22 protein-coding genes are annotated in these 24,113 nt (G+C 64.3%); 10 read left to right on the top strand and 12 right to left on the bottom strand.

Annotated features, from left to right (window positions below):
• The first annotated feature begins 26 nt into the window (after positions 1–26).
• The 6 genes from J1C56_RS17835 to J1C56_RS17860 all read left to right on the top strand — a co-directional run bounded on the left by J1C56_RS17835 (position 27) and on the right by J1C56_RS17860 (position 4,403).
• Positions 27–290, top strand: coding sequence for a glutaredoxin family protein (locus J1C56_RS17835; protein WP_214391417.1), 264 nt, complete (start codon positions 27–29; stop codon positions 288–290).
• Positions 287–1,306: a 2Fe-2S iron-sulfur cluster-binding protein gene (locus J1C56_RS17840; RefSeq protein WP_214391418.1), complete on the top strand. Its 1,020-nt coding sequence runs from the start codon at positions 287–289 to the stop codon at positions 1,304–1,306. Before J1C56_RS17835 ends, J1C56_RS17840 begins: the two co-directional genes overlap by 4 nt.
• A 116-nt stretch (positions 1,307–1,422) precedes the next feature.
• A complete protein-coding gene (locus tag J1C56_RS17845; RefSeq protein ID WP_214391419.1) occupies positions 1,423–1,773 on the top strand; it encodes a hypothetical protein in 351 nt (116 codons plus the stop codon).
• Between the two features lie 72 nt (positions 1,774–1,845).
• Positions 1,846–3,387 (top strand): multicopper oxidase family protein, encoded by a 1,542-nt coding sequence (locus J1C56_RS17850; protein ID WP_214391420.1) that lies wholly within the window; start codon positions 1,846–1,848, stop codon positions 3,385–3,387.
• Positions 3,388–3,552: 165 nt separating this feature from the next.
• A complete protein-coding gene (gene cueR / locus J1C56_RS17855; RefSeq protein ID WP_214391421.1) occupies positions 3,553–3,951 on the top strand; it encodes a Cu(I)-responsive transcriptional regulator in 399 nt (132 codons plus the stop codon).
• A 14-nt stretch (positions 3,952–3,965) separates the two neighbouring features.
• Complete coding sequence (locus J1C56_RS17860) at positions 3,966–4,403, top strand: YqaA family protein (protein WP_214391422.1); 438 nt, start codon at positions 3,966–3,968, stop codon at positions 4,401–4,403.
• A 139-nt stretch (positions 4,404–4,542) separates the two neighbouring features.
• Here J1C56_RS17860 and J1C56_RS17865 read toward each other — a convergent pair whose 3' ends face one another.
• The 3 genes from J1C56_RS17865 to J1C56_RS17875 all read right to left on the bottom strand — a co-directional run bounded on the left by J1C56_RS17865 (position 4,543) and on the right by J1C56_RS17875 (position 9,109).
• Complete coding sequence (locus tag J1C56_RS17865) at positions 4,543–5,619, bottom strand: ABC transporter ATP-binding protein (RefSeq protein WP_214391423.1); 1,077 nt, start codon at positions 5,617–5,619, stop codon at positions 4,543–4,545.
• A 226-nt stretch (positions 5,620–5,845) separates the two neighbouring features.
• On the bottom strand, positions 5,846–8,095 hold the full coding sequence (locus tag J1C56_RS17870) for an ABC transporter permease (RefSeq protein ID WP_214391424.1): 2,250 nt from the start codon (positions 8,093–8,095) through the stop codon (positions 5,846–5,848).
• Between the two features lie 3 nt (positions 8,096–8,098).
• Entirely contained in the window at positions 8,099–9,109 is a 1,011-nt protein-coding gene (locus J1C56_RS17875) for an ABC transporter substrate-binding protein (RefSeq protein ID WP_420797417.1), read from the bottom strand.
• A gap of 212 nt (positions 9,110–9,321) precedes the next feature.
• On the opposite strand from J1C56_RS17875, the gene J1C56_RS17880 reads away from it, so the two are divergent.
• Together J1C56_RS17880 and J1C56_RS17885 are read left to right on the top strand one after the other, a co-directional pair.
• Entirely contained in the window at positions 9,322–9,813 is a 492-nt protein-coding gene (locus tag J1C56_RS17880) for an NUDIX hydrolase (protein ID WP_214391426.1), read from the top strand.
• 135 nt (positions 9,814–9,948) lie between these two features.
• A complete protein-coding gene (locus J1C56_RS17885; RefSeq protein ID WP_214391427.1) occupies positions 9,949–10,986 on the top strand; it encodes a LacI family DNA-binding transcriptional regulator in 1,038 nt (345 codons plus the stop codon).
• On the opposite strand, the gene J1C56_RS17890 is transcribed toward J1C56_RS17885, so the two are convergent.
• From J1C56_RS17890 to J1C56_RS17930, 9 genes are all read right to left on the bottom strand, one after another.
• Positions 10,944–12,668, bottom strand: coding sequence for a metallophosphoesterase family protein (locus tag J1C56_RS17890; RefSeq protein WP_214391428.1), 1,725 nt, complete (start codon positions 12,666–12,668; stop codon positions 10,944–10,946). The two genes, J1C56_RS17885 and J1C56_RS17890, sit on opposite strands and share 43 nt — an antisense overlap.
• Positions 12,669–12,697: 29 nt before the next feature.
• On the bottom strand, positions 12,698–13,330 hold the full coding sequence (locus tag J1C56_RS17895) for a dual specificity protein phosphatase family protein (RefSeq protein WP_214391429.1): 633 nt from the start codon (positions 13,328–13,330) through the stop codon (positions 12,698–12,700).
• A gap of 35 nt (positions 13,331–13,365) precedes the next feature.
• Positions 13,366–14,190 carry an inositol monophosphatase family protein gene (locus J1C56_RS17900; RefSeq protein ID WP_246591558.1) on the bottom strand — a complete coding sequence of 275 codons (825 nt, stop codon included), beginning with the start codon at positions 14,188–14,190 and terminating at the stop codon, positions 13,366–13,368.
• A 143-nt stretch (positions 14,191–14,333) separates the two neighbouring features.
• Positions 14,334–15,188 (bottom strand): inositol monophosphatase family protein, encoded by an 855-nt coding sequence (locus tag J1C56_RS17905; protein ID WP_214391430.1) that lies wholly within the window; start codon positions 15,186–15,188, stop codon positions 14,334–14,336.
• Entirely contained in the window at positions 15,185–15,991 is an 807-nt protein-coding gene (locus tag J1C56_RS17910) for an HAD family hydrolase (RefSeq protein ID WP_214391431.1), read from the bottom strand. The genes J1C56_RS17905 and J1C56_RS17910 overlap by 4 nt, the downstream gene beginning before the upstream one ends.
• Before the next feature lie 78 nt (positions 15,992–16,069).
• Positions 16,070–17,212, bottom strand: coding sequence for an ABC transporter substrate-binding protein (locus J1C56_RS17915; RefSeq protein WP_214391432.1), 1,143 nt, complete (start codon positions 17,210–17,212; stop codon positions 16,070–16,072).
• A gap of 67 nt (positions 17,213–17,279) precedes the next feature.
• The gene (locus J1C56_RS17920; RefSeq protein ID WP_214391433.1) at positions 17,280–18,407 is read right to left on the bottom strand and encodes an ABC transporter substrate-binding protein; all 1,128 of its coding nucleotides are present in this window, start codon (positions 18,405–18,407) and stop codon (positions 17,280–17,282) included.
• 102 nt (positions 18,408–18,509) lie between these two features.
• Complete coding sequence (locus J1C56_RS17925) at positions 18,510–19,640, bottom strand: ABC transporter ATP-binding protein (protein ID WP_214391434.1); 1,131 nt, start codon at positions 19,638–19,640, stop codon at positions 18,510–18,512.
• A gap of 1 nt (position 19,641) precedes the next feature.
• Entirely contained in the window at positions 19,642–21,465 is a 1,824-nt protein-coding gene (locus J1C56_RS17930) for an ABC transporter permease (protein ID WP_214391824.1), read from the bottom strand.
• Positions 21,466–22,051: 586 nt separating this feature from the next.
• Here J1C56_RS17930 and gmd point away from each other — a divergent pair.
• Together gmd and fcl are read left to right on the top strand one after the other, a co-directional pair.
• Entirely contained in the window at positions 22,052–23,143 is a 1,092-nt protein-coding gene (gene gmd / locus J1C56_RS17935; protein ID WP_214391435.1) for a GDP-mannose 4,6-dehydratase, read from the top strand.
• Complete coding sequence (fcl, locus tag J1C56_RS17940) at positions 23,136–24,080, top strand: GDP-L-fucose synthase (protein ID WP_214391436.1); 945 nt, start codon at positions 23,136–23,138, stop codon at positions 24,078–24,080. The genes gmd and fcl overlap by 8 nt, the downstream gene beginning before the upstream one ends.
• Positions 24,081–24,113: the final 33 nt, after the last annotated feature.

Below are 24,113 nucleotides of genomic sequence, written 5' to 3' on the forward strand. Positions count from 1 at the left end.
CCGTTCCCTCATCATGCGAGGCCGCCATGCCCAACGCTCCCTGGATCGAGATCTTTACCACGCCCACCTGCCCCGACTGCCTGGCGCTGAAGCGCTGGCTCAATGCCGAGAGCCTGCCCTTCGTCGAGCGCGACCTGCGCGACCCTGAAATCGCCGACGAAGCCAAGCGCCGCACCGGTGTTCGCGTCGCCCCCATCACCATCATCGACGGCAAGCATGTCTTTTACGGCACCTTCACCACCCAGCGCGCCGAGATCGCAGCGCTGCTGGATCTCACCCGAGCAGCATGACCATGAGCTACCTGACCCTACCCCAGCCCGGCCGACGCATCCCGGTCGGCGATAGCAGGACGATCCTGCAGGCGGCACTCGACGCCGGCATCGCCTACCCGCACAGCTGCCGTTCCGGCCGTTGCGGCGCCTGCAAGTCGCGGCTGGTCTCCGGCCATGTCGAACTCGGCAAGCACTCGCCCTTTGCGCTCAGCGAACAAGATCAGGCCGACGGCCTCATCCTCGCCTGCCGCGCCGTGCCCACGGAAGATGTCGTCGTCGAATGGCTGGACGAGAGCTTCGGCGTCGAACCGACTGTCGTGCAGGACGCGCAAGTGGTCGCCATCGATCGGATGACGCACGACATCCTTGCGCTCCGTCTTGCACTTGCCGACCGCGCAAGCTTTCGTTTCGCCGCAGGCCAGTATCTGTCGCTGGCGATGCCGGGCGCCCCTCCTCGCAACTACTCTATGGCGAGCCGACCCGACGAGGAGTTTGTCGAGCTTCATGTCAGGGCTGTACCGGGCGGCCGCACCAGCAGCCTGATCCACACGACGCTGGCCGTCGGCGACAAGATTGAGATCAAGGGTCCGGCCGGCTCGGCCTATCTGCGCGAGGCCCATGCCGGCCCGATTATTGCTCTTGCCGGTGGCAGCGGCCTCGCGCCGATCAAGTCGATCGTCGAGGCGGCGCTACATGCAGGCATGGACCAGCCGATCCATGTCTATTTCGGTGGTCGCGCCGAGCGCGACCTCTATCTGGTCGAGCACTTCCGCGCGTTGGAACGGAGATTTCCGAACCTGAGCTTCGTGCCGGTGTTGTCGCAGATCGCCTCGGATGGCTGGCGCAGCGGCTTCGTTTCAGACGCGCTTGCCGAGGACCATCGCGACCTCACTGGCGCCAAGGCCTATGTCGCCGGCCCGCCCGCGATGGTCGACGCGGCCATGGCCATTCTCGGCACGCGCGGGGTGCTGGCAACCAACATCCACGCCGACGTCTTCTTCACGGCGGAAGCCAGCGACAACAACGCCGCTTGACCTTGGCGGGTCTCAATACCCATTAATAGGACATGCAATCAATGCGGCACGTCACGGCCACGACCCATCCGCTCCGCGCCACCAGGCGCGGGCAGGCTCGTGCGCGAGCTGTTGTGATGCCCAGGTCGGGGGCGCAGAAAGCCCTCAGCCTGCTGTTGCCGCTGCTGCTTGTGTTGTTCCTGGCGCTCGGCCAGGCCGCATCCGCCCACCCGACCGGCAGCCAGCACCAGCCGCACGCCACCCAGACGCTGTCGCATCACGCCAAGGCCGACGCCGGCTGCTGCGACCTTTCGCAGGACGCCAAGGCTTGTCTCGCCCAATGTCTCGCCTCGTGCAGCTATTGCGCGCCGGTTCCGTTGCCGACTGTCTTCCCGGAACTCGTAGGCGTCTCGCCGCTTCCCGCCAGGACCGAACCGCTGCACGGGGCGATTTCCTCGCCGCACCTGCGACCGCCATCCCTCTCCTGAACTGACGCGTTTCGACGTGCACGCCCCGGCCCTGTCAGCGCCGGGAGACATCGAGTTTTGGAGACAATGAACATGAATACCCTTTCGCGCCGCGGCTTCCTCGCGGCATCGGCGGCAACGCTTTCGGCTGCCACAGTCCCGTCCCTCCTCCTGCCGGTGCGCCCGGCCCACGCCGACGGCCACAAGGTCATCACCGCAGGCAAGCGCATCATCGAGGTCAAGGGCAAGGCCGCCAACGTCTTTGGCCTCACCCAGGCCGACGGCTCTTCCGGCCTCGTCATGAATGCCGGCGAGAACTTTCGCGTCAGGCTGAACAACCTCATCGGCGAGCCGACCGCCATCCACTGGCACGGCCTCACCCCGCCATGGCAGCAGGACGGCGTCGCCGGCATCTCGCAAGAGCCGATCCCCGACGGCGGCAGCCACGACTACGACTTCCCCGTCGCCCGTCCTGGCACCTTCTGGATGCACTCGCATTTCGGCCTGCAGGAGCAACTGATGCTCGCTGCCCCGCTGATCGTGCACGACCCGGCTGAATCAGGCCAGGACGTGCAGGAGGTGGTGGTGCTGTTCCACGACTTCACCTTCCGCGATCCGCAGGAGATTCTCGCCGAGCTCAAGGCCGGCGGCCACGACATGAGCGCCATGGCGCCTGCCCCTGCGCCGGCCGCAGGCGGCCATGAGGGCCACGACATGTCAGGCATGTCAGGCACCGCGATGGGCACCGGCCAGTCGAGCCACGACAACATGGACCATGGCGCGATGGGCGGCATGCAGATGGGCGGCGGCCAGATGGCAGGGATGTCTCATCTGCAGGACGTGCAGTACGACGCCCTGCTGGCCAATGACCGCACGCTCGACGACCCCGAGGTCTTCGCCGTCGAGCCGGGCGGCCGCGTTCGCCTGCGCCTCATCAACGGTGCCGCCTCAACCAACATGTGGCTCGACCTCGGCAAGCTCGAGGGCAAGCTGATCGCCGTCGACGGCATGCCGATCGAGCCTATCAAGGGCACACGCTTCGAGTTCGCCGTGGCCCAGCGCCTCGACATCCTGCTCGAACTGCCCAAGGAGGCCGCGGCCTGGCCGGTCTTCGCCGTCCAGGAAGGCGGCCGCATGCGCACCGGCGTGGTGCTTGCCGCCAAGGGCGCGTCGGTCGGCAAACTCACTGAGATGGCTGATGAGGACTTCCCCGCCGTCGGGGCCGACCTCGAACAGAAGCTGCGGGCGGCAAAGCCATTGGATGAGAAGGTGGTAACCCGCAAGCACACCATGATGCTCGGCGAAGGTCCGAACTATGCCTGGACGCTTGATGGCGCCATGCACGGCCAGGACAAGCCGCTGGCGGTGGCGAGCGGCGACCGCTTCGAGCTCACCTTCATGAACCACACCACCATGTCGCATCCGATGCACCTGCACGGCCACCATTTCCAGGTCGTCGCGGTCAACGGCAAGCGTTTTGCCGGCGCGCTTCGCGACACGGTGCTGGTGCCGGCCAACATGGGCATGGTGACCATCGCCTTCGACGCCGACAATGCCGGCAAATGGGCGCTGCACTGCCACCACCTCTACCACATGGCCGGCGGCATGATGACATCGATGGCCTACAACGATTGATTCGAAAGCAGCAGGCCGGTGCGTTTCGTGCCGACCTGCATCACGATTTCACCAGCCCCTTGCACTTCCAGTTACTGGAAGCTTTATATGACAACAACTCGCACTCGAGCGCCGTGCATCCTGATGGACGCACAAGGCCGCTCCGAGATGCGCAAGGAGTGACAGATGAACATTGGTACCGCTTCGGAAAAGTCTGGCCTGCCGGCCAAGACGATCCGCTATTACGAAGACATCGGCCTGTTGCGTCCCGACCGGGCGGACAACGGCTATCGCGACTATTCCATGTCCGATGTGCACCGCCTTCGCTTCCTGCAGCGTTCGCGCAGCCTAGGCTTCTCGGTCGAGGAATGCCGCCAGCTTCTGTCGCTCTACGGCGACAAGGAGCGCGAGAGCGCCGACGTCAAGGCCCTCGCCGAGACCAAGCTTACCGAGATCGACCGCAAGCTTGCGGAGCTGACGGAACTGCGCAACACGCTGCGCCATCTCGTCCACAATTGCCACGGCGACAGCCGTCCCGACTGCCCGATCATCGATGGCCTCTCCGGCCGGGCACAGACCCAGTAGCCGGCGCGTTTCCCATGACGAGCCTTGCCGCCTATGGCGGTCTCTTCGTCGCGGCCTTCACGGCCGCGACGCTGCTACCCGCGCAGTCCGAAGCCCTGCTCGCCGGGCTGGTCATTAATGACGGCTATTCGCTTGCGCTGCTGATCGCCGTCGCCACGCTTGGCAACGTCCTTGGCTCATGGGTCAACTGGCTGCTCGGCCGCCAGGTCGAGCGCTTCAAGCATCGGCGCTGGTTCCCGGTCGGTCCGGCAGCGCTGGCACGAGCCGAAAGCTGGTACCGGCGCTATGGCCGCTGGTCGCTGCTGCTTTCCTGGGTGCCGATCATCGGGGACCCGTTGACACTGATCGCCGGCACGCTGAAGGAGCCGCTGTGGAGCTTTCTCGGGTTGGTCAGCATCGCCAAGCTGACGCGGTACTTGGCGGTGGCCGCGGCAGCGCAGAGTTTCATCTGAAACTGCAGTTCAAACTGCCCCTCACCCTTACCCTCTCCCCGTGAAGAACGGGGCGAGGGGGCGTCAGCGTTGCGGTCAGCCTCCTTCTCCCCGTCCTTACGGGGAGAAGGTCCGGCAGGGGTTGAGGGGCAGCACTACCCTACGCCCTGATCAGCACCGGTCCGCGCGCCGCAAACCCCAGCCCGACATCCTGCCCCGGCACAAACGGCGCATCGACATCTGATGACACGGCAAACACCTCGCCGAACTCGGTGCCAACCATGAACTCCAGGTCGGATCCGACATAAGTCACCTTGTCGAGCCGGCCCGGGATGGTGCGTGGACTGCCGGCCGGCTTGATCTCGATACGGCTCGGGCGCACCGCGAGCTTGGCAGGCCCCGGCTTCATGCCACGCGCGTCGAGCTCGGTCTCAAGGCCACCCAGCCGCACCTTGGCAAGACCCTCGTCGACCGAGGCGATCTCGCAGTCGAAGATGTTGGCCTCGCCGATGAAGTCGGCAACGAAGGCATCCGCCGGCGCGTCATAGAGTTCGCGCGGCGTGCCATCCTGGGCGATGACGGCATTGTTCATGACGATGATGCGGTCGGAGACGGCCAGCGCCTCCTCCTGGTCGTGGGTGACATAGACCACCGTCAGCCCGAGCTTGGTCTGGATGTCGCGGATTTCCTCGCGCACCCGCCGCCTCAGCTTGGCGTCGAGATTGGACAGCGGCTCGTCGAACAACAGCACCTGCGGCTCCAGCACCAGCGCGCGCGCCACGGCGACGCGCTGTTGCTGGCCGCCCGACAGCTCGCTCGGCAAGCGGCTGCCATAGCCGGAGAGACCGACCAGTTCGAGCCCGGCGCGGGCGCGCTCGCCGATCTCCTTCTTGGCGAACCCGGAGAACTTCAGCCCGTATTCGACGTTCTCGTTGACTGTCATATGCGGGAACAGCGCATAGGACTGGAACACCATCGACACGTCGCGATCGGTCGCCGGCAGCTGCGTGACATCGGCCCCGCCGATCAGGATCTGTCCGCGCGTCGCCATCTCCAACCCGGCGATCATGCGCAAAGTCGTCGTCTTGCCGCAGCCCGATGGGCCAAGCAGTGTCACCAGCTTGCCCGCCTCGACAAACAGCGACACGTTGTTGACCGCCGGCACCGGGCTCTTGCCGTAGACCTTGGTGACGTCGCGGAACTCCACCGAAGCGGCGTTGCTCTTGATCTCGGCCATCAGAGTTTCCTCGATTTCGGTTTACGCCCGGCAGTATCCCCAACCCTAACCCCTCCCCACAAGGGGGAGGGGGATTCTTGCGCCTTGCCTCCAGCGGCCGGCCTTCTCCGCCCCCTGGTTGACTGAAGCAAGACTGCGCTCCGGCAGTCCCCCTCCCCCTTGTGGGGAGGGGTTAGGGGTGGGGGTATCAACCTCCGCGCCCCGAACGGCAACAGGAGCGCGCCCATCAGCTACCTCCCGAAAATGCCGGCTGGCTCACATTGGTGCGCGACTGCGACAGCTCATGCCCGCGCCGGCCGATGTTGCGCCGGCCGACCACGAGCTGCATCAACCCGACCACCGCCAGCATGACGCCGATCAGCACCGCCGAATAGGCGATGGCGATGCCGTATTCGTTGTTCTCGACGCGGCCGACGATGTAGCTGGTCGACATGTCGTAGCGGGCGCTGACCAGGAAGATGATGGCGCTGATCGCTGTCATGGCGCGCACGAAGGAATAGACCAGTGCGGCGACGATTGCCGGCCTCAGCAACGGCAGCACCACCCTGTGGAAGGTCTGCCAGGAATTGGCGCCGAGCGTCAGCGACGACTCGTCCAGGCTCTTGTCGATCTGCGACATCGACGCCACGCCCGCCCGCACGCCGACCGGCATATTGCGGAAGATGAAGGACAAAACGAGGATGATGCCGGTGCCGGTCAGCTCGATCGGCGGCACGTTGAAGGCGATCACATAACTCACGCCGATCACTGTCCCCGGAATGGCAAAGGACAGCATGGTGCCGAATTCGAAGGCATTCTTGCCGGCAAAGTTCTGCCGCACCAGCAGATAGGCGGTGAGCAGGCCGATCGCTGCCGTCAGCGGCGACGAGATCAGCGCAATCTGCAGCGTCGTCCAGAACGAACTCCAGGCCGAACCCTTCCAGTGGATGCCGAATTCGTTCCAGCCGACGGCAAAGGCCTTCACGTAATGCGCGAAAGTCAGGCTGTGATCAACGCCCCAGAGCTTGACGAAGCTGCCGTAGAAGATGGTCGCATAGATGAAGATGGTGAACGCCACCCAGAAACCGGCGACGCCATAGACGGCGCGCTTGAGGCCCGTGGGCAACTGCGGATGCATGCCGGCGTCGCCCTTGCCCGACATCGTTGTGTACGACTTCTTGCCAAGCCAGAAACGCTGCGCATAGAAGGCGAGCAGCGTAAAGGCGAGCAGCACCAGCGCCAGGATCGCGGCCTGCGCCTCGTCGTTCTGGGCACCGACGATGGCAAAGAAGATCTCAGTCGACAGCACATCGAAGTTGCCGCCCAGCACTAGCGGGTTGCCGAAGTCGGCCATGCTTTCGATGAAGCCGAGCAGGAACGCATTGGCGAGGCCGGGCCGCATCAGCGGCAGCGACACCGTCCAGAAGGTTTGCCAGCGATTGGCGCGCAGCGTCTGCGCGGCCTCCTCCATCGACGGGCTGACACCCTCGACCACGCCGATCAGCACCAGGAAGGCGATCGGCGTGAAGGCAAGCAGTTGGGCGATGAGCAGGCCCGGCAGGCCATAGATCCAGCGCGTCGGCTGGATGCCGAACAGCTCCGAGAATGTCTGCGTCACCGCGCCCGACAAGCCGAACAGCAGGATGATGGCGAGGCCGATGACAAAGGGCGGCGTGATGATCGGCAGCACCGTCAGCGCCCTGAGCAGCTTGCCATAGCGGAAGCCGGTGCGCGTCACCATCAGCGCGAAAACGAGGCCGAGCACCGTCGTCAGGACGCCGACAAGAACCGCGAGGAACAGCGAGTTCCAGGCGACGCCGCAGCGGCTGCCACCGGCGAGGCAATCGAGGCTCCACAGCCGGGCGCTGAACAGCTTGCCGAGGAAGGTGGTGACCGAATAGCTGCCGTCCTCGGTGACCAGCGCATTGGCCAGCATCTGCAGGATGGGCATGAAGATGAACAGGCCGACCGCCGCCACCACAAACGCGATCGTCGAGACCACGAAGACGTCGCCGCCAACCGCGCCACGCGCCGCAAGGCCGACGGAGAACAGGAACAGGAACGCCAACCCGACCAGAAGCGCGCCGTAGCCCATGCCGAACTGGCGGTCGCCAAGTTCGCCGAACAGGCCTTGCAGCCAGCCGAACTGCCAGCCGCGCAGGCCGATGGCGAAGCCCTGGAACAGCATCCAGGCGAAACCCGCCGCGCCGATGGCGACGAGCAGCTTGCCGAACAGCGGATCGGATTTTTGTCGCCCCCACAGGAGCAGCGGCGCGGCCATGAGCAGGCCGAGCGGCGCCAGCCATAGCTTTTCGCCCTTGAGGCTGAGCACCAGCGCCGGTGCAAACTCGAGAGGATAGCCCTCGAAAAGCCAGGACAAGCCGAAGAACCCATCTTCGACGCCATACCAGGGGAGCACGGCAAAGCCGAGCATTCCAACCGCCATCCACAGGATGACGGTCGGATGCAGGCCGCCGCTCTGTTCGCGGGAGCGCATGGATTATTGCGGCAGCGAGGAGACCTCCGTGTCCCATTTGCCAAGCAGCCGCTTGCGCTCCTCGCTCGAGCCATACTTCTTGAAGTCATAGTCGATCAGCTTGATCGTCGACAGGTCAGGCGTCAGCTCGGACACCGTCGCCGCCTTGTTTGACGGCAGCTGGAACGACTTCACGTCCTTGGCCTTGCCCTGCATCTCGGCCGTCAGCGCCCAGTCGTAGAACTTCTTCGCCGCCTCGGCATTGCGGGCGCCCTTGATCAGCGACATCGAGCCGATCTCGTAGCCGGTACCTTCGCACGGCGCGACAGTCACGATCGGGAAGCCGGCCGCAGTCTGCGCCACTGCATCATGCATGAACACGATGCCGACGGTGGTCTCGCCGAGACCCGCGGCCTTGATCGGCGCAGAGCCCGACTTGGTGTACTGGTTGACGTTCTTGTGCAGGGCCTTCATGTAGTCGAAGCCCTTGTCCTCGCCCATCAGTTGCACCATCGTCGCCAGCGTCGTGTAAGCGGTGCCCGACGAATTCGGGTTGGCGATCTGGATCTGGCCCTTGAATTCGGGCTTGGTCAGGTCGGCCCAGCATTTCGGCTCGGGCAGGCCGTTCTTGGCCAGAAGATCCTTGTTGTAGCCGAAGCCGAGCGCGCCCGAATAGACGCCGATGGTCTTGTTGCCGGCGGCTTCCGCCTGCTTGATCGCCCAGTCGTGCAGCTCGCCGCGCATCGGCGAGACATATTCTTCGGTCAGGTTTTCCTCGGCCGCCTGCAGGTGCGGATCGCCGGTGCCGCCCCACCAGACGTCGCCCTTGGGGTTGCTCGCTTCGGCGCGCACCTGGGCATAGGTCTCGCCCGAGCTCTTGCGGGTCATGTCGACGGTGATGCCGGTCTTTTCCTCAAAACCGGTCTTGATCTGCTGGCACCAGGCCTCATCGGCGCTGCAATAGAGCGTCAGGCTCTCAGCCTGCGCCGACGCGCCGCCGGCCATCATCAATGCGGCCAGCGCGGCCGAACGCAAAAGGGCAGTTTTCATATTTCGGTTCCCTCCACATAATTATTCGCCGTCTAACGATCTGATGTCGTTTTGGTCACTTGCAGAGTGAGTGGTTTTTACGCATTTTGCAATCGTGTTCATTGTACTATCTTAAGCGTCATGAACCCAAACGGGCCGAGGTGATACTATCGAAGCCGACAGCGCTTCGGCACAGGCAAAGGAACGACCGGGCGAAAATGCCAAAGGACAAGAAGACCATCCGCAAGGCGAGCAACGGCGAGATCATCGCCCAGGTTGCCGCCATTCCGTTCCGGCTGGATGACCGGGGCGAACTCGAGGTCATGCTTGTCACCTCGCGCGGCACCCGTCGTTTCATCGTGCCCAAAGGCTGGCCTATTAAGGGCAAGAGCGAGCGCCAGGCGGCGCTGATCGAGGCTCGTGAAGAGGCCGGCGTGCGCGGCAAGGCGCTGAAAAAGCCGGCCGGCAGCTACTGCTACTGGAAGCGGCTGTCGACAAGCTTCGTCCATGTCGTGGTCACAGCCTATCTCGTCGAGGTCAGCGAGGAACTCGAGGCTTGGCAGGAGGCCGGGGCACGCCAGCGCGCCTGGCTCAAGCCTGCCGATGCGGCCGTCCTGATCGACGAACCCGAGCTTGCCACCCTCATCCGCAGCCTGTCGGTTGCCGATATCACGCCACCCGTCGAGGCGATGGCCGAAGCAGTATCCTAGGCCACGGCCTGGCACTGCAAGATTGCAGCTGCAGGATTGCAGGCGAGGCGATCCGATTGTATCAGGGACAGTGGGTTGCACATTTGTGCAACGCTTGCGAAGCGGTTCGCCGCGTGGCCAAACTGGAGCTGTGCAATGTCCGAAATGAAGCCGGGCAGGTCATTCGTCAGCGCACAGCAGGTCGCTGAACTGGCCGGCGTGTCGCGCTCGGCGGTATCGCGCACCTTCACCGACGGCGCCAGCGTTTCTGAAACGACCCGCAAGAAGGTGCTCGAGGCCGCCGAACAGCTCGGCTACCACGTCAACCATCTCGCCCGCAGCCTGATCCATGAAGACAGCGGCATCGTCTGCCTGATCGGCGCCGACATCAACACGCCCTACCATTCGCGCCTGCTTGACGCGATCACCCGGCGCCTGCAGGCGATCAACCGCGTCGCCATGGTCATCAACACCTCGGGCGACAGCGACAGCGTCGAGGCCGCCCTTCGCCAGACGCTGAATTACCGCGCCAACGCCACCATCGTCTTGTCAGGCACGCCGCCGGCATCGCTGATCAACACCTGCATCAACAGCGGCCAGCACGTCATCCTGATCAACCGCGACGATCATCTCGATGGCCCAGAGAGCATCACCGTCGACAACGGCGTCGCTGCCCGCGAAGCCTTCCATATGCTGCATCGCGCCGGCTGCCGCCGCATTGCTGTCGTTTCCTCGCAGGCCGGCACGCCCAGCCTGGTTGCGCGCGAACGCGGCTTCGAAGAGGCGGCGCGTGAGGCGGGCCTGGCCGTCACCATCACCCGTGCCGGCCCGACAGGCTACGGCGCCGGCTTCGAGGCGGGGCGCCTGCTGCTCAGCGGTTCGGAACGGCCCGACGCGGCGTTCTGCGTCACCGACCTGCTCGCCTGCGGCTTCATGGATGCGGCGCGCGTCGAATTCGGCATGAACGTGCCGACCGACCTCTGCGTCGTCGGCTTCGACGACATCGAGCAGGCCGGCTGGGCATCCTATCAGCTGACCACCTTCCGCCAGCCGATCGCCCAGATCGCCGAGCACATCACGACATTGCTCGACAGTGACAATCCGGACGTTGTCAACGGCCCGGGCGCCGCCAGTGGCAGCCGCGTCTGCTTTCACGCGGCTCCGGTCTGGCGCCGCACGGTGCGGCCCAAGTGAGCGCTTGACGTCACCTCGCCGGTGGCGAGGTCTACGGAGAAATCGCGCGACGGCTGGCTGTCGAGCCAGTCCATCATCATGCGCATGAACGAGCCGAGGCGATCCTGCAGGCTGCCCTGCGGCCATGAACCGGCGGCATAGCGCTGCGCTGTCAGGCGGTAGGCTGCGATACGCGCCGGATCGATGAAGTCGAGCGCGATCTCCCTGCCCTTGCGCAGCCGGTACCAGTCGACGATCACCTCGAAGAGCGGGAGTGCATCCATCGCCCCTGCGCCATCTTGCTCGCGTCCGACGATGGCGGTCGCATCCTCGACGGTGAGCGGCAGCAGGCTGCCGGCGAAGGCATCCAGGTCGCCAAGCGTAAGCTGCGGCACGAGACGCGCCAGATCCTGTGGCCATTCCTTGGGCAGGTAGCGGTGGCGCACCATCTCGGCGAGGTGCCGGCTGAGGAAGTCGGCATGGTTTTCCGCTTCCGCCACTCTAGCCGACAGCCCTTCTCTCGCAGCCTCGATGCGATAGTATGGAAACGCAGCGTCGTATCCCGGCACGTCGGCGATGGTGACCGTCTCGATGCCGAGTCGATCGCTACCGACATCCACGATCTTGTAGGCCGGCGGAAAGCCGACCATCGACGGCACCGCGATGTTGACGAGGAAGTCATCGCCATCGCGGAAGACGGCGGTGTCATTGATGTGCAAATGCCCGCTGAAATGGATCTTGATGCCTGTCGCTGCCGCTACCTTGGAAACCTCGGGATTGGGCGTGCGGCGCAGGAAGCTTGTGTCGTTGAGCAGCCTGGCTTCATCAGTCGAGGTGCCGTTGAGCGGATCGACGATCGGGTAGTGCGAGAATGCGATCAACCGCTTGCCCGACGCCCTCGCTCGGGCCGCCACATCCCTCATCCAGTCGAGCACGAAACCCTTGTTGCGCGGCATCGAATTCCAGCCGGCATCGGTGCTGTCGTGGTAGCTTTTTTCCAACCTCGGATCGAGGTCGCCATCCTTCGGTTCAAACACGTTGGCATCGATCGACAGCAACCATAGGCCTTCGACCGGCTCGACAAGGAAGGAGGCATCGATCATGCGCCGCCTGGTGAAACCGTCTGCCGAGACGATCTCGAAGCTCCGCGCCTCCAGCCTGTCATCGCTCCCGAACGGGCACTCCCAGTGCAGGTCGCCTTCGCGCCTGAAAAAGCCGTAGGCACCCAGCGCCGGGATCGCCGTGCCATAACCGCCGCAATACATCTGATCCGAAACGATGCGCTCGACGGAGTCGCCCTGCTGCATCGCCGGATCGCTTGAAACCAGCGTGTGCGAACCATCAGTGTTGAGGAAGCGCTTGCTCTGGTGGCGTCCATGGATGGCGTAGAGATCGTGATTGCCTGCAGTCGCGACAAAGCGCAGTCCGAAGCGCCTGGCATAGTCGTCGAGCAAGGCCGTTGCCGCCGCCATCGTCGATTGCTGGCCGTCGTCGGTCAGGTCGCCCGCGACGACGACCAGCGAAATGCCGCGCCGCACGATGTCGTCGAGCAGCGCGCGGGTCGCGTGATAGCTCTCGTTGAAGACGCGGGTCGACGCCGCCGTATCGGCGAGCGTCCGGATCGCCGCCCCTTCGCCGACACCCACACCTTGCCGGTGGTTGATGTCATGGAAATGCGGGTCGGCGATGACGGCAATCTTCATATCAGTCTCGTAGCTGGACGGCCTCGCCGTCAGTCCTGGGCGGCCAAGGCCATGACAGGCAATCCCTTGTCGATCATCGCGATCCAACGCGCCGCCTTGCGCGCGGCCTCGACAAGCATCGGCTTCGGCGCCTCGTGCCATTCGTCGCGGCGCAACTCGCGCTTCGTGCGCACATGATCGAGCGCGGCGTCGAGCGTGGGGAATTTCTCGGGCATCTCGACATGCAGGAACAGCGCGACCAGCGACACCGAGCGGCTGCGGCCGCCACGGCAATTGACGAGCACATTGCCCTTCTCGCGCCGCCTGTAGGTGGCCTTGTCAGGAAGCACCTGGCTCAGCGCGCCACGTAGCAGATAGAAGCCCGAAAGCATCATGGTCTCGGGGTTGCCGTGCCCATCGATCAGGCCGAGCTTGTAGTAGCGCACGGCACCGACGCCGTAGATGGCATCAGCCGCCTCGCCCTCGCCGAACGGCTCGGTGGCGTAGTTGAAGTCGAGATTGACGGCACAGTTCACCACCGTGGTGATGTTGTTTTCCTTGAGCAGCTGGAGGTCGCCCGCACCGTCCATGCCACCGACATAGAGGTCGATGCCGTAGCCGGCGATGTCGCGCTCGATCAGGCTGAGCGCCGGGCGCTCATATCGCGGGCTGGTGAGGTCCATTTGGCGGCCTTGATGCTTGATTGTGTCCGAAAAACTCACTTGCCGGCTTCGAGCGCGATGCCGGTCGCCTCGCTCATGCCGAACGCCACGCCGGGCGCCGCAGCGAGCACCGCGCCGCCCTTGGTCAGCCCCCCGAGCGAAAGGAAGGGAGCGACAGCGCCGCCGGCCTCCTTGACCATCAGCAGCCCGGCCAGGCAGTCCCAGGCGTGCATGTGCAACTCGGCATAAGCGTCCGAGCGGCCATCGGCGACATAGGCGAGACCGAGCGCGCCCGACGCGCCGCGGCGCACATTGGCGCCGCGCTCGAGGATGTTCGACAGCACTTCGAGATAGCGTTTGTTGGTCTTGCGGTTCGACCAGCCGAACTCGACGCAGGCGGCATCGAAATCACTTGTCTGGGCGACCGCCAATGCCTTGCCGTTGCGTGTTCCACCGTGCCCACGACGGGCGAAATACAGCTCGTCCAGCACCGGGTTGTAGATCGCGCCGATCTCGGTTTCGCCATTGCTGACGAAGGCGATCGAAATGCAGAAATGTGGAATGTCGCGGGCGAAATTCGCCGTGCCGTCGATCGGGTCGACCACCCAGATATCCGACTTGATCGCCCCGCCGCCTTCTTCGCCGAGGAACCCGTCCTCGGGGAATTCTTCGGCGATGCGCGCCTTGAGATGCCGCTCCACGGCGGCGTCGGTTTCCGTCAGGAAGTCCTGCGGCCCCTTCATGCCGAAACCGGCCACGCGGTTGGTGAACCCGTCGAGCGCCACGGCACCGGCCGAACGCGCAATGTCGCGGCAGAATGCTGCGCGCCGGTCCATGCCGGTTTCAAGTCTGGCTTCGCTGGCTGTTGCGTGAACCGTCATTTTTATGCCGCCTGTGATAACAGTTGACCTCAAATTGCACAGGTGTGCAAAATCGTCAACGTCTTAAGTTGAATAATGTTTCCGAACATCCGCGAACACTCAGCATCCGACGATTTCATATGGATGCACACGCGTTCTGTCGGTCATGCCGCGTCTCGGGCACGGGCCGCGACACGACCGTCGGAGATACGCCTCGCCACCCGCATCAGCGTTGGATAGTCAGCCCCCTCGCCCAACGCGACGTAGCCCGGACACATGAAGTCGCTTGTGTCGGCGCTGACCTTGCCAAGGGTCAAGGGGTGATAACTGCCTCTGGCCTGCTTGAGAATGAGGACCGCCGCCGCCACATCCCACGGGTTGCTGCCAAACCCGGCGGAGGCATCGACCCAGCCGGCGGCAACATGGCAGAGGCTGAGTGCGCCGCTGCCTGGCCGCCGCAGGGTCGAAAAGGTCTCGGCCAATTCGCCAAAATTTTCGAGCGCCTGTTCGCGTCCGTCAAGGCGCAGGTCGCGCGCAACCGGATAGCCTGATATCAGCGTCGCTTGTCGCTCGTCTGAAATGGCGCGCGAGCGCAGTGGCTCGCCATTCAGCCAGGCGCCGGTCAGGTCGGCCGAAAACAACATGCCGGCGACAGGGTCATAGACGGCACCGGCGACGATCTCGCCGTCGATCACCGCCCCTACCGAAACGCACCAGAAGGCAAAGCCGCGGGCGAAGTTCGAGGTGCCGTCGATCGGATCGACATACCATTTCACCCGGCCCTCGCCGCTGGCTCCGCCTTCCTCGCCGAGCACGGTTGAATCAGGCACCTCGCGCAGGATGAAGTCGCGGATCGCCACTTCCGATTCCTTGTCATGCTTGGTCACCACGTCATGCAGGTCGACCTTGTAGTTTACATCCATGTTCGACCGGAACGCCGCCAGCAGCGGCTCGCGCATCAGCTGCGACGCTTCCTCGGCGACGGCGCGAAGGCGCCTTGATTCTTCGATGTTCGTCATGCTGCGATCCCACGCGTCGCCTGGGTGAAAAGGGCGAGAAGGCCGACCGGGTCGGCCACGATGGCGTCGGGCTTTAGCTTCAGCTCATAGGGCAGATTGTAGGTACCCTTGGCTTCCATCAAAATGTTGCCGCCGATGCCGGCACGCTTACCGCACAGCACGTCGCGGTCGAAATTGTCGCCGACATACCAGGCCGCGCCTGCTTCGACGCCGAGCGCCCGCGTCGCCAGCCAGATCATCTCCGGGTTGGGCTTGCGCAGCTTGACCTCGTCGCTGTGGATGATGGTGGCAAATCGGTCGGTTAACCCGTGCGCGTCGAGGAAGTCGAGATGGACCCGGCCGCATAGCGCATTGCTGACGATGCCGACCGGCACGCCTGCCGCATCCGCGGCATCGAGCAACTCGAGCATGCCGTTGCGCAGGACGCGTTCGCTCTTCCAGTTGCCCATCTTGCGGCAGAGATCATAGGCTTCAGTCACGACGATATCTTGCGCCTGTTGTGGCCAGTCACCGGCGACGAAATCGCCCCAGAACTCCTCGTGCCGCAATTCGCGCGGCGCCAAGGGCCGCGACATCGCATCCTTCCAATGCGAATCGGCGATGCCTGCAGCCTTGATGTCGTCGGTGATCTGCTCGACCGAAAGCTCAGGCGCCGCGACACCGGCCCCGTCGAGCAGGACACGCACATGGCCGGCCAGCCGCGCCTGCCAACCCGGCAGATGCGTCGTCGACACGATGACGCCGCCGAAATCGAGCAGCAGTGCCTTGGCAGCCGCGAGTTTCCTCGCCGAGGTTCCGGTCATTCAATAATCTCCATGTCGCCGGTGGAAAAAAGTGGACGGAGCCGAAGGAGAAAGGCTCCGTCCCAGTCCACCGGAAAGCTATTTCTTGTAGGCGACGCGCCAGAGGTCCTGCCAATCCTGGCGCGCATCCCAGTCTTCGAGCGCCGTCGAGGCGTCGTATTGCTGCAGCCTGTCCAGCACCTTGCCGATGCCCGAGGGCTCGTCGGCGGGCAAGCCGATGTCGGGATTGGTCGGCAGCTTGCCGTCCTTGACCTGCGGTGCGATGCCTTCCTCGGTCAGGATGTAGTGGATGAACAGCTTGGCCGCGTTTGGGCTCTTGGTGCCGGTCGCGATCAGGCCAAGCTTGACATAGGTCCAGCCCGGCCAGGGATCGAGCCCTTCGCAGAGCCCGAGCTTGTAGCCCTTGTCGGCATTGTCGCGGAACTTGGCCGAGCTCATCAGGCCGAAGAACGGCTCCTTCTGGCCCGGCGCGCCGACCGCCTCCGAGATCGCGTCGTCGGCATCGGCAAGCAGCGGCGCGTTGCCGGCAAAACCCTTGACCCAGGCTGCCGTGGCGCTGTCTTCGCCGACCTCGATGTCCTTGCCGAAATGCGCCTTGTAGGCAGCCTTCATCTTGTCGTCGTCATGCGTCGCCGTCTGGTTGAACCAGTCCGGGTAGGTGCCCTTCGACAGCGGATCGTAGAAGGCCACCTTGCCCTTCCACTTGGGGTCCGTGAGTTCCCAGATGTTCTTGACCGGACAGGCGTCGTAGGCCTCGGTGTTGTAGGCCCAGACCGCCGCATTGGTGGTGATCGCCAGCGGGTTCTGGAACTTGACCGGGATCTTGTCGACCATGTCTGGCGGCAGGTAGCTCTCGACGAACTTCTGCGGCAGAAGTTGCGCCAGCCCTGCCGGCGCGTCGGTGATCAGCACGACGTCGCCCTTGACGTTCTTGGCCTGCCCCTCGCGGATGATCATCTCGAGCTGCGCGCTCGCCGACACCTTTACGCCGGTCGCCTTCACCCCGTATTTGGCGCTGAAGTTCTCGGCCATTTCGACGATCTTGCCGGTGCTGTCATAGATGTTGATCGGCGCTTCCTTCTTCGCCGCCTCCACCAGTGCGTTGAGGTCGAAGGCCTCCGCGCGTGCCGGAGCCGCCGCCATCACGCTCGCTGCCATCATCCCGGCCAGCGCCGTCGTCGCCAGTGCAAATGTCCTGCTCGTTCCAAATGCCGGTTTCATCGTCTTCTCCCCAAAAATCCGGCTGAAACGCGCCCGGCGTCAGTGCCGGGCGCGGCAATCGCAAGCGTCATTTCTTGTAGTTGATGCGCCAGAGATCCTGCCAATCCTGGCGCGCGTCCCAGTCACTCTGGGCCGACGCCGAGTCGTAGGGGAAAATCTGGTCCAGCACCTTGCCGATGCCGGAGGGCTCGTCGTCAGGCAGCTTGGCCTCGCTGTTGGTCGACATCTTGCCGTCGGCCGCCTGCGGGGCGATGCCTTCGTCGGTCATCAGATAATGGATGAAAAGCTTCGAGGCGTTCGGGCTGTCGGTGCCCTTGGCGATGAAGCCGAGGCTCGGATACATCCAGCCGGCGAAGGGCTTGAGACCGGTGCACAGGCCAAGCTTTGAGCCGACATCCTGGTTGTTGCGGAACTTGGCCGAGCTGATCAGGCCGATGAACTGCTCCTTCTGGTCAGGCGCGCCGACAGCCTGCGCAGCTCCTTCGTCAGCGTCGGTGAGCAGCGGGCCGTTGGCGGCAAGCGCCTTGACCCAGGCACCGGTGGCGCCGTCCTCACCCGCTTCAAGATCCTTGCCATAATACTCCTTGTAGGCCGCAGCCACCTTGTCGTCGGCGTTGGTGGCCATCTGGTTGAACCAGTCGACATAGGACGCCTTGTTCAGCGGGTCCTGCATGGCGAGCTTGCCCTTCCACTTGGCTTCCGTCAGCTCCCAGATGTTCTTGACCGGGCAGCTTTCGTTGAGCTGGGTGTTGTAGGCAAAGACGTTGGCCTCGTTGGAGACGGTCAGCGGGTTCTGGTACTGCGCCGGAATCTTGGCGGCGAGATCCGGCGGCAGCCAGCTCTCCACGAAGCCCTGTGGCACCAGCTGCGCCACGCCCGCCGGCACGTCGCTGATCTGGATGACGTCGCCCTGCACGTTCTTGGCCTGGCCTTCGCGGATCACCATTTCCAGCTGCGCTGCGGCATTGGCCTTTGTGCCGGTCGCCTGCACGCCGTACTTCTTGGTGAAGTTCTCGGCCTGCTTCACGATCTTGCCGGTGCTCGAATAGACGTTGATGGGCGGCTCCTTCTTTGCCGCCTCGATCAGCGCGTTCAGGTCGAACTCCTCCGCCTGCGCGGCGCCTGTAAACAGGCCGGCTGCGACACCAAGTGCGGTCGCCGCAAGGAGCCGTTTCACATCGAAATGTCTGCTCATCTTTTCCTCCCTCTGTCGGGCCGGCGCCATGCCGGCCGTCTCGTTCCCGATAGTCCTGCTTGCCTCCTTCCGCGGACGGTCCTCCACCGCCCCCGGAACCTCTCAGTGCAGCTTCGTCGGCCGCATCAGCCTGTCGGCCGCCTCCAGGCGCTGGCCGGCCTTGTCGAAGACATGCAGCGCCTTGGGTTTGGCCCACCAGGTCACGGCTTCGCCGACCTCGATTTCCGGCGACTGATGCGTGGTCATGAACAGCTTCTCGCCTGAGGCCGTCAGCTCGATGATCCAGCTGCCACCGGTGGGCAGGATGCCGGTCACCTCGGCCTGTCCCGACAGCGCCCCTTCCGCCACGCCGCGCTCGGCGTCCGCGAGGCGGAGCGCTTCCGGCCGGATGCCGATCGAGCCTGCGTCGCGCAGCTCGGCAAAGCGCGAGCCGAGATAGGCATTGGCGAGCCGCGACAGCTCTGACCTGGCCTCGCCGAGTTCGATGATGTTGATCGGCGGGTTGCCGACGAACTGCGCCACAAAGCGGTTGGCCGGACGGTCGTAGATGTCGTTCGGCGTGCCGACCTGCTGCAGCTGGCCTTCGCTCATCACGGCGATCGTGGTGGCAAGCGTCATTGCTTCCCACTGGTCGTGGGTCACGAACACGATCGTGGTCTTGAACTCGGCATGCAGCCGCTTGAGTTCGGCGCGCATCTCGAGCCGGAGTGCAGCGTCGAGGTTCGACAGCGGCTCGTCGAGCAGCAGCACCTCCGGATTGACCGCCAGCATCCGGGCCAGCGCCACGCGCTGCTGCTGGCCGCCCGAAAGCTGCGACGGGTAGCGGTCGCGGTACTTCTCGATGCCGAGCGTCTTCATCACCTTGTCGACGCGCTGCTCGCGCTCGGCCTTGGGCATCTTGCGCAGGCGCAGGCCAAAATCGGTGTTGCGCTCGATGGTCAGATGCGGCCACAGCGCGTAACTCTGGAACACCAGCCCCATCTCGCGCCGTTCCGGCGGCACGAACACACCCTCGACGACCGAGTCGACGACGCGCGGGCCGACGCGGATCTCGCCCGCCGTCAGGTGCTCCAGCCCGGCGATCATGCGCAAAGTCGTGGTCTTGCCGCAGCCGGAGGGCCCCAGCAGGCACATGAATTCGCCGTCGCCTATTTCGAGGTCGAGGTCGGCCACGGCATTTGCGGAGTTGCCGCCGTAGTTCTTCTCGACGCCGTTCAGGTTGATCTTCGGCATGTCAGTTCCCCAGTCCTTGCGCGAGATTGGTCTTGGTCAGCTTCTGGCCGAGCAGCGCGCCGAAATAGGCGAGACCGGCGATGATGAGCACGACGGCGTTGGCGGCCTGCGTGTAGTGGTAGTCGACGAGCCGCAGCGAATAGGTCGTCAGCACGTCGGTCGACGGCACCGCCAGCACCACGAACAGGCTGAGCCCCTTGATGCCGGAGATGAAAGGCAACAGGATGCCTGTGGTCAGCGACCCCTTCTGGATCGGGATGACGATCGAGATCATGCGACGGAACCAGCCGGCGCCGGCGATCTGCGCCGCTTCCTCCGGCTCCTTGCCGAGCTGCGTCATCGCGGCGATGCCAGCGCGCGAGGCATAGGGCATCTGGTCGGCGATCAGCGCCAGCATCAGGATCAGCGTCGTGCCGTAGAGGGCGGGGATCGGGCCGCGCGGCACGGCAAACAGCGAAAGATAGGCTGCGGCAAAGGCGATGCCCGGCACCAGATAAGGCAGGAACGTCACCTGGCGCAGGAAGGTGCCGAGCGGCCTGACCGGCGTGCGGGCCACGACATAGCCGACCAGCAGTCCGAGGATGCCTGACGTGATCGAGGCGACACCAACGATGCGCAGGCTGTTCCAGGCCGCGTTCCACAGATCCGGGCTGAGCAGGATGCCGGTCTGCAGCGCCACCGTATTGAGGTTGGTGCCGATCCAGTAGTCGAGCGTGAAATTGCCTAAATTGAACTGGCCCGGCACCCGCATGATCGTCGACAGGAACAGCGTTCCGATCGGCAGGCCGACACTGAGCACGAACATCAGCGCGGCAAAGCCGGTTGCCGGCATCCTGAGGATGCCGAGTGGGCTCAGCCTGTTCATCGAGCCCTTGGAGCCGATGGTCACGAAGCGGCGCGCTTCCCGCATCAGCCGGGCATCGATGGTGATTGTGACGATGCCGATCAGCATGATCGCGCCGGCAAGCACCGCACCGACGCCGACCTGGCGCGACGAGATGTTCTGGTACAGCGAAGTCGCCAGCACGTCGAAATTGACCGGCAGGCCGAGCACGTAAGGCACGCCGAACTCGCCGAGGCACTTGGCGAAGATCAGCACCATCGCCGACATCAGCGACGGGCGCATCAGCGGCATGATGATCTTGCTTGCCACAGTCAGCCTGCTGGCACCGAGAATGCGGGCCGAATCCTCGAGCTGCGAGTCGAAGCGGCGCAGCGCATTGCCGAACAAAAGGATGACGAAGGGCGAGTAGTGCAGCGCCAGGATGATGGTCACCGGCAGCTGGCCGTAGGACAGCCAGTCGGGCGGCGAAAAGCCGAGCGATTCCAGCCAGCCGGGCTGGCCGCCGACGGTGCGGTTCTTGAACAACGTCGTCCAGGCGAGCGCGAAGGTCCAGGCCGGCAGCATGTAGGGCACGATGAGAGCCGTGGCGAACCAGCGCCGTCCGAACATGTCGGTGCGGCTGAGCAGCCAGGCGAGCGTGCCGCCGACAAGCATCGACAGCGTGATCGCGCCCGCCGCCACGCTCAGCGTGTTGATCAGCGGCTCCCAGAACAGGTCGTGCGAGATGCGCGAGAGGAAGACGCGGTCGATATAGTACCAGGTCAGCTCGCCGACATCCTGCTTGATGCGGCGCTCGTCGCCGAACTGCACCCGCATCGCATCCGACAGCATCGAGATGATCGGCACGACGATGAGATAGGCAAACAGCGCAGCGGCCAGTATGCCGATCGTCGTCGTCGGCTCGCGCAGCGCCACCTTCAGCCGGTAGCGCAGGCGCTGCCCGCGCGTCGGCGCGGCTATCGATGCCTTGAGCGGCCGCATCGCAACGACCTTGGCAGATGTCTGGGACGAGCTGGTCACGAGGCAACGCCTCGCGGGCAAGTTCCGCAATCGGCGCAACGCCCGCCGCCGGCAACGATCCGGCGCGAATGCACGGCACGACTTGCATGCAATGGCATGAGCATGAATTCTCCTCCGTTGGGCGCCTTGAAGCGGGACTTGCCCCTTGCGACCGCAGCCGCCCGAACGCACCTCACCCGTCCTGCTTCCGACACCACCGCCACCTCCAGGCGGTGCGGCACATTCCCGTGCCTGTTGGCATATTCATTCCATTGGCGGTACGTTCATGTCAATCCGGAATCTGCAAAAAATTGCACAGGCGTGCAAATCATCGGAGTTTGTTTGAAATACCCATGTTTTATACAGCTAAGCTTGAACCAACCGCAGTCCAGAAGCTCCACGAAGATGAAAGCATGCACTGCCGTGCAATGCACAAAACGCGGCATTGCCGAAACGTGTTGAAATCCACGGGAGAGCTCCGCCGGCGCCCGATCCGGACGGCGCCTCTTTCGCAGTGCACTCAACATCTCTAGGGTGCGCGGCACGTAAGAACCGCAAGGAATCGGGAATGTCGAACGAGCAGAAATCAGCGCCGGCAAAAAACGGCAAGGTAGCGCTGATCACCGGTGTGACCGGACAGGACGGCGCCTATCTCGCCGAGATCCTGATATCAAAGGGTTACGTCGTCCACGGCATCAAGCGCCGTTCGTCGTCCTTCAACACCGGCCGCATCGAACATCTCTACGAGGATCCTCATGTCGCCGACCCCAGGCTGGTCCTGCATCACGGCGACCTCACCGACGCCACCAACCTGATCCGCATCGTGCAGGAGACCCAGCCTGACGAGATCTACAATCTCGGCGCCCAATCGCATGTCCAGGTCAGCTTCGAAACGCCCGAGTATACCGCCAATTCCGATGCGCTCGGCCCGCTCCGGCTGCTTGAGGCCATCCGCCTGCTCGGCCTCGTCGGCAAGACGCGCTTCTACCAGGCCTCGACCTCCGAGCTCTACGGCAACATCCCCGCGCCGCAGCACGAAACCTCTGGCTTCGCGCCGCGCTCGCCTTATGCGGCTGCAAAACTCTATGCCTACTGGATCGTCGCCAACTACCGCGAAGCCTATGGCATCCACGCGTCCAACGGCATCCTGTTCAACCACGAAAGCCCGCTGCGCGGCGAAACCTTCGTCACCCGCAAGATCAGCCGCGCCGTGGCGGCGATCGAGGCCGGCATCCAGGATCGCCTCTATCTCGGCAATCTCGATGCCCGGCGCGACTGGGGCCATGCCCGCGACTACGCGCTCGGCATGTGGATGATGCTGCAGCAGGACAAGCCCGACGACTATGTCCTCGCCACCGGCGAGGCCCACAAGATCCGCACCTTCGTCGAAAAGGCCTTCGCCGAGATCGGCACCACCATCCAATGGCGTGGCGAGGGCGTTGGCGAAACCGGCATCGACAGCGCGAGCGGCCGCGTTCTCGTCGAGATCGACCCGCGCTATTTCCGCCCCACCGAGGTCGACCACCTGCTCGGCGACGCCTCCAAGGCGCGCAAAGCGCTTGGCTGGCATCACAACACCAGCTTCGACCAGCTGGTGGCCGAGATGGTACGTGAGGATCGGCGAGCGCTGGCAAAAACCAGTGAGCGGACGAATGGCTGACATTCTCTACCCGCTCGCCGGCAAGCGCGTCTGGGTCGCCGGACATCGCGGCATGGTCGGCTCAGCCCTTGTGCGCCGACTGGCGCAGGAAGACTGCGAAGTCATCACCGCCGGGCGCGACATTGTCGACCTGACCCGGCAGGCTGAGGTCGAGGCCTGGCTGGGTGAAACCCGTCCCCAGGCCGTGCTGCTTGCTGCCGCCAAGGTCGGCGGCATCCTCGCCAATGCCACCTACCCCGCCGAGTTTCTCTACGAGAACCTCGCCATCGAGACCAACGTCATCCACGCCTCCCACAAGGTCGGCGTGGAGAAGCTGCTGTTTCTGGGCTCGAGCTGCATCTATCCGAAATTCGCGGCCCAGCCGATCACAGAGGATTCTCTGCTCACCGGTGCGCTCGAGCCGACCAACGAGTGGTATGCCATCGCCAAGATTGCCGGGCTCAAGCTTGCCGAGGCCTACCGCAAGCAGCATGGCGTCGACTTCATCTCGGCCATGCCGACAAACCTCTACGGCCCAGGCGACAATTTCGACCTGACGTCGAGTCATGTCCTGCCAGCACTTATTCGCAAGGCGCATGAGGCCAGGCTCGCAGGCGCCGCCGAGCTGACGATCTGGGGCAGCGGCACGCCGCGGCGCGAGTTCCTGCATGTCGACGATGCCGCCGATGCGCTGGTCTTCCTGCTCAAGTCCTATTCCGGCGACCAGCACGTCAATGTCGGGTCGGGCACTGACGTGACCATCCTCGAACTGGCCGAGACCGTGGCGCGTGTCGTCGGCTTCGAAGGCCGCATCGCCCTCGACACCTCCAAGCCCGACGGCACGCCGCGCAAGCTGATGAGTGGCGACAAGCTCGCCCGCCTTGGCTGGCAGCCACGCATCGAACTCGAAAGCGGCATACGCTCGACCTACGACTGGTTCGTCAACAACAAGCTGTAGTCAAGACCGGCCGCGCCGGTCGTTGGCTGGCGC

Origin of the sequence: Aminobacter anthyllidis (genome assembly GCF_018555685.1) — a bacterium.
In the GTDB taxonomy this organism is placed as follows: Bacteria; Pseudomonadota; Alphaproteobacteria; order Rhizobiales; family Rhizobiaceae; genus Aminobacter; species Aminobacter anthyllidis.

Bases quoted from the DNA above. Each gene is read 5' to 3' on its own strand.
- J1C56_RS17865 (WP_214391423.1), bottom strand. From the start codon at position 5,619: ATGGCCGAGATCAAGAGCAACGCCGCTTCGGTGGAGTTCCGCGACGTC.
- J1C56_RS17920 (WP_214391433.1), bottom strand. From the start codon at position 18,407: ATGAGCAGACATTTCGATGTGAAACGGCTCCTTGCGGCGACCGCACTT.
- J1C56_RS17835 (WP_214391417.1), top strand. From the start codon at position 27: ATGCCCAACGCTCCCTGGATCGAGATCTTTACCACGCCCACCTGCCCC.
- J1C56_RS17900 (WP_246591558.1), bottom strand. From the start codon at position 14,190: ATGACGGTTCACGCAACAGCCAGCGAAGCCAGACTTGAAACCGGCATG.
- J1C56_RS17885 (WP_214391427.1), top strand. From the start codon at position 9,949: ATGTCCGAAATGAAGCCGGGCAGGTCATTCGTCAGCGCACAGCAGGTC.
- J1C56_RS17930 (WP_214391824.1), bottom strand. From the start codon at position 21,465: ATGCGGCCGCTCAAGGCATCGATAGCCGCGCCGACGCGCGGGCAGCGC.
- J1C56_RS17840 (WP_214391418.1), top strand. From the start codon at position 287: ATGACCATGAGCTACCTGACCCTACCCCAGCCCGGCCGACGCATCCCG.
- J1C56_RS17895 (WP_214391429.1), bottom strand. From the start codon at position 13,330: ATGGACCTCACCAGCCCGCGATATGAGCGCCCGGCGCTCAGCCTGATC.
- fcl (WP_214391436.1), top strand. From the start codon at position 23,136: ATGGCTGACATTCTCTACCCGCTCGCCGGCAAGCGCGTCTGGGTCGCC.
- J1C56_RS17915 (WP_214391432.1), bottom strand. From the start codon at position 17,212: ATGAAACCGGCATTTGGAACGAGCAGGACATTTGCACTGGCGACGACG.
- J1C56_RS17850 (WP_214391420.1), top strand. From the start codon at position 1,846: ATGAATACCCTTTCGCGCCGCGGCTTCCTCGCGGCATCGGCGGCAACG.
- J1C56_RS17910 (WP_214391431.1), bottom strand. From the start codon at position 15,991: ATGACCGGAACCTCGGCGAGGAAACTCGCGGCTGCCAAGGCACTGCTG.
- J1C56_RS17880 (WP_214391426.1), top strand. From the start codon at position 9,322: ATGCCAAAGGACAAGAAGACCATCCGCAAGGCGAGCAACGGCGAGATC.
- J1C56_RS17860 (WP_214391422.1), top strand. From the start codon at position 3,966: ATGACGAGCCTTGCCGCCTATGGCGGTCTCTTCGTCGCGGCCTTCACG.
- J1C56_RS17870 (WP_214391424.1), bottom strand. From the start codon at position 8,095: ATGCGCTCCCGCGAACAGAGCGGCGGCCTGCATCCGACCGTCATCCTG.
- J1C56_RS17890 (WP_214391428.1), bottom strand. From the start codon at position 12,668: ATGAAGATTGCCGTCATCGCCGACCCGCATTTCCATGACATCAACCAC.
- J1C56_RS17925 (WP_214391434.1), bottom strand. From the start codon at position 19,640: ATGCCGAAGATCAACCTGAACGGCGTCGAGAAGAACTACGGCGGCAAC.
- gmd (WP_214391435.1), top strand. From the start codon at position 22,052: ATGTCGAACGAGCAGAAATCAGCGCCGGCAAAAAACGGCAAGGTAGCG.
- cueR (WP_214391421.1), top strand. From the start codon at position 3,553: ATGAACATTGGTACCGCTTCGGAAAAGTCTGGCCTGCCGGCCAAGACG.
- J1C56_RS17905 (WP_214391430.1), bottom strand. From the start codon at position 15,188: ATGACGAACATCGAAGAATCAAGGCGCCTTCGCGCCGTCGCCGAGGAA.
- J1C56_RS17845 (WP_214391419.1), top strand. From the start codon at position 1,423: ATGCCCAGGTCGGGGGCGCAGAAAGCCCTCAGCCTGCTGTTGCCGCTG.